We start from the raw sequence: 7,214 nt of genomic DNA, 5'->3' as shown, positions 1-7,214 counted from the left end.
CGTGACGGGCAGCGACGCCGAGCGGCTGTACGAGCGGGCCGGCTGGCAGCGCGTGGGCGTCGTGCCGAACTTCGCGCTGATGCCTGATGGCGCGTTCTGCGCGACGACGTATTTCCACAAGCAGCTGGCGTAACCGGGCGCGCCGTGCATCCCATTGCGCCGGCGCTCCTGTTCGTCACGCTCGCGGCCGGTGTTGCCGCGCTGCTCGCGCCTGCGTGGCTCGCGGCCGCGTGGCGGCGCCGCACGCAGGTGCCGTGGCGCGTGTTTTTCTACGGCATGCTGACCTTCTTCGTGTTCCAGCCGGTGCTGCGCCTGTCGTGGCAGATCCCGCTGTTCCACTGGCTCGGGAACGGTCCGCGTTGGCACCTGCCGATGCTCGTGTTCGCGGCGCTGACGGCCGGGCTCTTCGAGGAAGGCGGGCGCTGGGTCGCGTTCCGGTATCTGCTGTCGAAGCGGCATGACGCGCCGACGGCCGTGATGCTCGGGCTCGGGCACGGCGGGCTGGAGGCGATGTTGCTGGTCGGCGTCGGGTTTCTCGCGCTCGGCACGGGCTATCTGCTCGCGCACGCGGGCGTCGTGGTGCCCGAGGGCGTGCAGTCGCTGATCGGGTCGCAGTTCGCGGGCATGACGCTCGCGTCGCCGTTTCTCGCGCTGCTCGAACGCGCGAGCGCGCTGGCCGCGCATGTCGGGCTATCGCTGATCGTGCTGCAGACGTTCGTGCGCGGGACGAAGCGCTGGCTGGCGTATGCGATTGCGCTCCATTTCATGTTCGACGTCGTTGCCGTGCTGCTGACGCGGTACTGGCATGTCGATACGGTGCTGGTCGAGGTGATCCTGTTCGTGTGCAGTGTCGTGCTTCTGTGGCTGGGGGTGCGCTGGAGCCGCCGGACGACGGGTGCCGGCGACGCGAGCACGGGGCACGTCGCCTGATATTGATATGCAGGGCTCAGTTCAGCCGTTTGCAGCGGAGTTCTGCCGCCGGATGGCCGGCGCATCGCCCGTTCGCCACCGGCTGACGAGACTCAAACCCATCCCGGCCGTGACGATCGCGATGCCCGCGAGCGCCGGCGCGTGTGGCCGTTCGCCGAGCAGCAGCATGGCCTCGAGCGTGGCGAGCAGCGGCATCATTGCGGCGAAGGTCGCGCCGATTGCCGGGCCGAGTGCGACGACGGCGCGGCTGAAGCAATAGAGCGCCAGCACCGACATCAGCACGCCCTGGTAGATCGCCTGCGTGGCGATGGCCGCGACCGGCGCATGCAGCACGGCGCCGCCGCGCACGGCCAGATAGAGCGGACAGTAGAGCACCGCCGAGCCGACCGCCACGACAGCCGTCGCGTGCAGCGCACTGGCGCCGGCGCGTTTCGTCGTGACGTTATAGACGGCCCACAGCAAGCCGCCGAGCATGAACAGCGTGAGCGCCGGCAGCCCGATCGCGCCGCGCAGCGCATCGGACGCGGCCAGCGCGATGCCGGCCAGGATCGTGACGATGCCGGCGATCTGCGCGGTGCTCAGTCGCTCGTGCGCGATCTGCCGGCCGAGGATGGCCGTGAACGCGATCATGCTGCCGGGCGTCAGCGCGAAGTAGCCGACCGGCGCGCGACTCAACGCCGCCGCGACGGTCAGGATGTAGGGCGCGCCGGCGCCGGCTACCATCAGCGCGACCGACGCCGGGCGCAGCGTGCCGAGGCCGCGGCGCAGCAGGACGGGCAGCAGCAGCGTGCCGGAGACGACGAAGCGGATGAACGCGATGTCGTACGCATCGAGGGCCGAGTGCGTGACGCCGAGGCGCGTGACGACCGGGAAACCGCCCCAGATGAGCGCCGCGAGCAATCCGTAGCCGATGCCGGTGAGCCGTTCGTTTCCGTTCATGTCCTGTCCTGGTCGTGCGGCCGCTGCGGGCCGGTAGAGGGCAAGGATGCGGTGCGCCCGGTAATGCGTCCAATATATTATTCAGGCGCAATTAGGTCGTAAAAAGTCTTTGTGTGGGCAGCGGGATAGATGGCGGTGGCAAGCGCCGGAAGGTCTCGCCGGTCGTGGCGAGCACCGGCCGTCCGCCGGGTTTCGGCCGGAAATGAAACAGGACCGATGACGTCGCCAGTCCGATATATTCACGCAGGAAGACCTCAGCAGAACACCCCGGAACCACCGCCTCGATGAAACGCTCCCATGTCGCTTTCGCCCTCACGGGCCTGCTCGTCGCGCTGCCGATTGCCGCGTATGCGCTCGTCAAGCCGCTGCGCGTCGTCGCGCCCGCGCTGGTCCCGGGCGTGTCGTGCCCGAGCGCCGATCTCTGCACGGACGATGCCGCGAAGCTCGGCGACGCGCGGCAGCTCTATCGCGACGGCTATGCGCGCGCGGCGGCGGCCGTCGGCCCGTTCCAGGCGGCGCCGCGCGTGGTGTTCTGTTCGACGCGCGCGTGCGCCGATGCATTCGGCGTCGGCCAGCGCGCGGCGCTGACGCTCGGGAATTTCGGCGTGGTCGTCGCGCCGCGCGGCTGGCAGACCTACTTTCTCGCGCACGAGCTGATCCATCACCGGCAGGCGGAAGTGCTCGGCAACCTGGCCGTCGCGACCAAGCCGCGCTGGCTGATCGAAGGGATGGCGTATTCGCTCAGCGACGATCCGCGCCACCCGCTGGCGGAGCCGTTCGAATCGTGGCGCACGCGTTTTGCCGCCTGGAATGCGGCGCGCGGTGCGCAGCCGCTGTGGGATGCCGCACGGGGTGTCGAATAGCGCGGCACGACGCTGCAATACCGCCGCGCACGTCGGCACGCCAACACGCCGCGCAGGCCGACAGAGGCCAACGCACCATGACGTTTTGGCGGGACTACGCCGGTGCGCCCGGATCGTCCCGCCTGTCGGCGAGCGTGTCCCGCCCGGCCGCGAGGATCTCGTCCGCCAGCGCCGGATCGGTGCCCGCAATCGCGCGCGACAGCACGAGCGCGCCGACCATCTGGCTGAAGACCGCGATCGCGTCGCGGCGCGTCTGCGCCGGCGTCGCGCCTTCCGCGGCCACCATCCGTTCCAGCCGGTCGAGATAGGTGGCGAGGCCGTGCGCATAGCACGCCCGCGCCGCATCGGTCAGTCGCGGCGCATCGCCCGCGAAACCGGACAGCGGACATCCGGCCTCGACGTTGTCGCGATGCGCGGCCGACAGATACAGCGCCACCTGCGCATCGAGACTGCCGGCGTTCGGCGAATCCGCGCGGTCCTGCATCGCCTTTTCCATCACCTCGGCGACCAGCGCGTCCTTCGACTTGAAGTGGTTGTAGAAGCCGCCCTGCGTGAAGCCGGCTTCCTTCATCAGCTCCGTGAGCCCTACCGCGTCGACGCCGCGCACGCGGAACAGCCGCTCGGCGGCCGCGACGATCGCGCTTCGGTTCTCGGCAGCCTGCTGTCTTGACACACCCATAGATCCCTCCCTGATTTTGCCGATCGCGTCGATTGGAAAACACAATGGCGACCACCATTGACATGGGCGAATTGCGCGAACACAATGCACCGCAAAGACAATGGTGATCGACATTGACATCGAGTGTAGCCGACTTGGCGGAGGGTGCAAAGCCGCGGCCGGAACACCGGATGGCAATCGATCGGCGTCTTTGGCGTCGCCGGTGCAGGAAGGGCAGCGGAAGGCTCACCGTCTGCCGCGTGGCGGCGCCACGGTTCGACAAGCAATGGCAGTCTGGTTTTCCACCGGGTCTCACGCGCGCAGCGAGCCGGCGCGCATGCGATTCATCATGCGAAAGGAAGCATCATGAAGATCGAAGGTGCAGTCGTGTTCGTGACGGGCGCAAACCGCGGGCTCGGGCTCGAGTTTGCGAAGCAGGCGCTCGCGAGAGGGGCGCGCAAGGTGTATGCGGCGGCGCGCGATCCGGCCACCGTGACGCTGCCGGGCGTCGTGCCGGTGAAGCTCGACGTGACCGATCCGGCGGCCGTCGCCGCGGCGGCCGATGTCGCACGCGACGTCACGCTGCTGATCAACAACGCGGGCATCGCGCGGCTCGGCAGCCTGACGGACGAAGGCGCGGCGGACGCGTTGCGCAATCACTTCGAAACCAACGTGTTCGGGATGCTGGCAATGTCGCGCGCGTTCGCGGGCATCCTCGCCGACCATGGCGGCGGCGCGATCCTGAACATCCTGTCGGTCGCAAGCTGGGTGAACCGGCCGATCCTGTCGAGCTACGGCGTGTCGAAATCGGCTGCATGGGCGCTGACCAACGGACTGCGCCACTCGCTGCGCGAGCAGCGCACGCAGGTCGTCGGGCTGCATGCCGGCTTCATCGATACCGACCTGACGGCCGGCCTCGACGTGCCGAAGGCGACGCCGGCCGACGTCGTGCGCCAGGCATACGACGCGATCGAAGCGGGTGCGGAAGAGGTGTCGACCGACGAACTCACGCGGCACGTGAAGGCCACGCTGTCGTCGGGCGTCTATCTGGAAGAACCGGCGCAGCGTTGACGTCGCCGGAATCTCGACCCTGCCGCCCGCGCTGCACACACGGAACGGGCGGCGGGCCGTACCGTCAGACGGTGGTGTCGATGATGCCCGGGATCTTCACGTCCGGGCTCACGTCCGCGTCGTAGTCGACGCCGGCGATCTCGAAGCCGAACAGGCGCAGAAACTCGGTCTTGTAGCCGGTGAAGTCGGTCAGCTCGTACAGGTTGTCGTTCGTCACGTGGTTCCACTGCGCGCTGACCTTCGCCTGCACCTGCGGATCGAGCTCCTTGTAGTCCGCGCGCAGGCGGCCTTCTTCGTCGACATGCGGCGTCGCGCCATACAGGCTGTCCTTGAACAGGCCGTACACCTGCTCGATGCAGCCTTCGTGCGTGCCGTTTTCCTTCATCGTCTTGAACAGCAGCGACAGGTACAGCGGCATCATCGGGATCGCCGAACTCGCCTGCGTGACGACGGCCTTCAGCACCGACACACGCGCGTCGCCGCCGTGCGCGGCCAGCTTGTCGCGGATCGACAGCACCTTCTTGTCGAGATCCTTCTTCGCTTCGCCGATCGAGCCGTTCCAGTAGATGTCGTGCGTGATCTGCTCGCCGAGATACGTGAACGCGGTGGTCTTCGCGCCGTCGGCCAGCACGCCGGCGTCATCGAGCGCGTCGATCCACATCTGCCAGTCCTCGCCGCCCATCACGGCGACGGTGCCGTCGATCTCTTCCTGCGTCGCCGGTTCCAGCGTGACCTCGCGGATCACTTCCTTGTCGGTGTCGAGGCCGCGGAACGTGACCGTCTTGCCGATCGGCTTGAGCGTCGAGCTGATGGTTTCGCCCGTCTTCGGGTGCGTGCGGCGCGGTGCCGCGAGGCTGTAGACGACGAGATCGACCTTGCCGAGATCCTGCTTGATGGTGTCGATCGTGACTTGCTTCACCTTGTCGGAGAATGCGTCGCCGTTGATGCTGCGCGCATAGCGCCCCTTTTCGGCGGCGAATTTCTCGAACGCGGCGCTGTTGTACCAGCCAGCCGTGCCCGGCTTCGTTTCGCTGCCGGCGCGCTCGAAGAACACGCCGAGCGTGTCCGCGTCCGAGCCGAAGGCGGCCGAGATCCGGGCGGCGAGGCCGTAGCCGGTCGACGCGCCGATCACGAGCACCTTTTTCGGGCCGTTGGCGATCGGGCCGTGCGAAGTCACGTAGTCGATCTGTTCCTTGACGTTGGCTTCGCAGCCGACCGGATGAGTCGTCACACAGATGAAGCCACGCACGCGCGGTTTGATGATCATGGGAACCTCTTGTCTGAAAGGCGGAAACGGCCTGAATTCGGGAAAATCCCGCGCATTGTAAAGGATGCGGCAGATCGCGGGCGGGCGCCGCCGGAACCTGGCGGATCGTCCAGTTATTTCTCTCTTGACAGAAATAACTGAAATGCCTAAATTTCACGTCATGGAACTCACACCGATTGCCGAACGATTCATTCTCCACTGGGGCGAAATGGGCTCACGGTGGGGCGTCAACCGCACCGTCTCGCAGATCCACGCGCTGCTCTATCTGGCCGGCCGGCCGATCGCGGCCGACGAGATCGCCGAGACGCTCAACGTGGCGCGCTCCAACGTCAGCACGAGCCTGAAGGAGCTGCAGGCGTGGCGGCTGGCGAAGGTCGTGCACGTGCTGGGCGACCGCCGCGACCACTTCGAGACGTCGACCGACATCTGGGAATTGTTCAAGCTGATCGTCGAAGGGCGGCGCCAGCGCGAGATCGAGCCGACGCTCACGGTGCTGCGCGACTGCCTGACGAATCCCGAGATCGCGAACGAGAGCCGCGAGACCGAGCAGCGCATCCGCGACACGCTGCAGTTCGTCGAGACGCTCACGACCTGGTCGGACGAGATGCTGCGGCTCAAGCCCGATACGCTGATGAAGGCGCTCGGCATCGGCGCGAAGATCAGCCAGACGGTCAGGCGCAAGCCGTCGAAGTAAGCGGTACGCGCAGTGCGGGCAGACAGCCCGCTTTTTTTGGGGTCATTATTTCTGTCTTTACAGAAATGACTGTAAATAGAGGATGAAAATGGACACTGTCTTGCCGTCGACCTGCCCGCGTGGCGGCACCGGTGCGCGCAGCATGACCGTCCTCGTGTGCGGCGCGAACGGCTTCATCGGGCGGGCACTGTGCGCGCAGCTCGAAGCCGGCGGCCATCGCGTGCTGCGCGGTGTGCGTCATGCGGCCGGCCCGTACGACGTCGCGATCGACTTTGCGAAGGACATCGACCCTGACGCGTGGCTCGCGCGGCTGGCGGGCGTCGACGTGGTGATCAATGCGGTCGGCATCCTCGCCGATCGGCGCGGCGCGACGCTCGACGCCGTGCATCGCGCCACGCCGTGCGCGCTCTTCACTGCGTGCTGCCGCGCCGGCGTGCGGCGCGTGATCCAGATCTCGGCGCTCGGTGTCGAGCGTGGCGATACGCGCTACTTCGCCAGCAAGGTCGCGGCCGACCGCTTCCTGCAGACGCTGCCGATCGACTTCCGGATCGTGCGCCCCGCGCTCGTCTACGGCACGGACGGTGCGTCGGCGCGGTTTTTCCGGATGCTCGCGAGCCTGCCCGTGCAGGTGCTGCCGGCGGGCGGCCATCAGCGGCTGCGCCCCGTGCACGTCGACGATCTCGCCGAACTCGTCGCGCGATGCGTCGATGCGCCGGCGGCCGGCAATCCGGTGATCGACGTAGTCGGCAACGACGAAGTCGAATACCGCGAGATGCTGGCCCGCTACCGTGC

8 protein-coding genes and 1 pseudogene are annotated in these 7,214 nt (G+C 67.5%); 6 read left to right on the top strand and 3 right to left on the bottom strand.

Annotated elements, in window-relative coordinates; translation table 11 throughout:
- Positions 1–133, top strand: a pseudogene (locus JYJ84_RS37930) (GNAT family N-acetyltransferase); the annotation flags it as partial.
- A gap of 11 nt (positions 134–144) precedes the next feature.
- Entirely contained in the window at positions 145–930 is a 786-nt protein-coding gene (locus tag JYJ84_RS23945; RefSeq protein WP_175222469.1) for a YhfC family intramembrane metalloprotease, read from the top strand.
- 21 nt (positions 931–951) lie between these two features.
- Here the strand turns inward: JYJ84_RS23945 and JYJ84_RS23940 are convergent, their stop codons facing one another.
- Positions 952–1,869, bottom strand: coding sequence for a DMT family transporter (locus JYJ84_RS23940; protein ID WP_122948181.1), 918 nt, complete (start codon positions 1,867–1,869; stop codon positions 952–954).
- A 284-nt stretch (positions 1,870–2,153) separates the two neighbouring features.
- On the opposite strand from JYJ84_RS23940, the gene JYJ84_RS23935 reads away from it, so the two are divergent.
- Positions 2,154–2,732, top strand: coding sequence for a hypothetical protein (locus JYJ84_RS23935; RefSeq protein WP_122948180.1), 579 nt, complete (start codon positions 2,154–2,156; stop codon positions 2,730–2,732).
- Between the two features lie 94 nt (positions 2,733–2,826).
- Here the strand turns inward: JYJ84_RS23935 and JYJ84_RS23930 are convergent, their stop codons facing one another.
- The gene (locus JYJ84_RS23930) at positions 2,827–3,411 is read right to left on the bottom strand and encodes a TetR/AcrR family transcriptional regulator (protein ID WP_122948179.1); all 585 of its coding nucleotides are present in this window, start codon (positions 3,409–3,411) and stop codon (positions 2,827–2,829) included.
- Positions 3,412–3,756: 345 nt separating this feature from the next.
- Here JYJ84_RS23930 and JYJ84_RS23925 point away from each other — a divergent pair, with 345 nt between their 5' ends.
- Positions 3,757–4,461 carry an SDR family oxidoreductase gene (locus JYJ84_RS23925; RefSeq protein WP_122948178.1) on the top strand — a complete coding sequence of 235 codons (705 nt, stop codon included), beginning with the start codon at positions 3,757–3,759 and terminating at the stop codon, positions 4,459–4,461.
- Between the two features lie 64 nt (positions 4,462–4,525).
- Here JYJ84_RS23925 and fabV read toward each other — a convergent pair whose 3' ends face one another.
- The gene (fabV, locus tag JYJ84_RS23920) at positions 4,526–5,728 is read right to left on the bottom strand and encodes an enoyl-ACP reductase FabV (protein ID WP_175222470.1); all 1,203 of its coding nucleotides are present in this window, start codon (positions 5,726–5,728) and stop codon (positions 4,526–4,528) included.
- Between the two features lie 160 nt (positions 5,729–5,888).
- Here fabV and JYJ84_RS23915 point away from each other — a divergent pair, with 160 nt between their 5' ends.
- Positions 5,889–6,422 (top strand): GbsR/MarR family transcriptional regulator, encoded by a 534-nt coding sequence (locus tag JYJ84_RS23915; protein ID WP_011353812.1) that lies wholly within the window; start codon positions 5,889–5,891, stop codon positions 6,420–6,422.
- 88 nt (positions 6,423–6,510) lie between these two features.
- A partial coding sequence (locus JYJ84_RS23910; RefSeq protein WP_374102125.1) for an NAD(P)H-binding protein occupies positions 6,511–7,214 on the top strand: 704 nt, incomplete at its 3' end.

Source organism: Burkholderia sp. LMG 13014 (assembly GCF_905232215.1).
Taxonomy (GTDB): Bacteria; Pseudomonadota; Gammaproteobacteria; order Burkholderiales; family Burkholderiaceae; genus Burkholderia.
Note: the sequence above shows the minus strand (reverse complement) of the source record. Positions and strands in the feature narration are given on the sequence as shown.

Coding starts and splice junctions, on each gene's coding strand:
- fabV (WP_175222470.1), bottom strand. CDS start 5,728: ATGATCATCAAACCGCGCGTGCGTGGCTTCATCTGTGTGACGACTCAT.
- JYJ84_RS23940 (WP_122948181.1), bottom strand. CDS start 1,869: ATGAACGGAAACGAACGGCTCACCGGCATCGGCTACGGATTGCTCGCG.
- JYJ84_RS23935 (WP_122948180.1), top strand. CDS start 2,154: ATGAAACGCTCCCATGTCGCTTTCGCCCTCACGGGCCTGCTCGTCGCG.
- JYJ84_RS23930 (WP_122948179.1), bottom strand. CDS start 3,411: ATGGGTGTGTCAAGACAGCAGGCTGCCGAGAACCGAAGCGCGATCGTC.
- JYJ84_RS23925 (WP_122948178.1), top strand. CDS start 3,757: ATGAAGATCGAAGGTGCAGTCGTGTTCGTGACGGGCGCAAACCGCGGG.
- JYJ84_RS23915 (WP_011353812.1), top strand. CDS start 5,889: ATGGAACTCACACCGATTGCCGAACGATTCATTCTCCACTGGGGCGAA.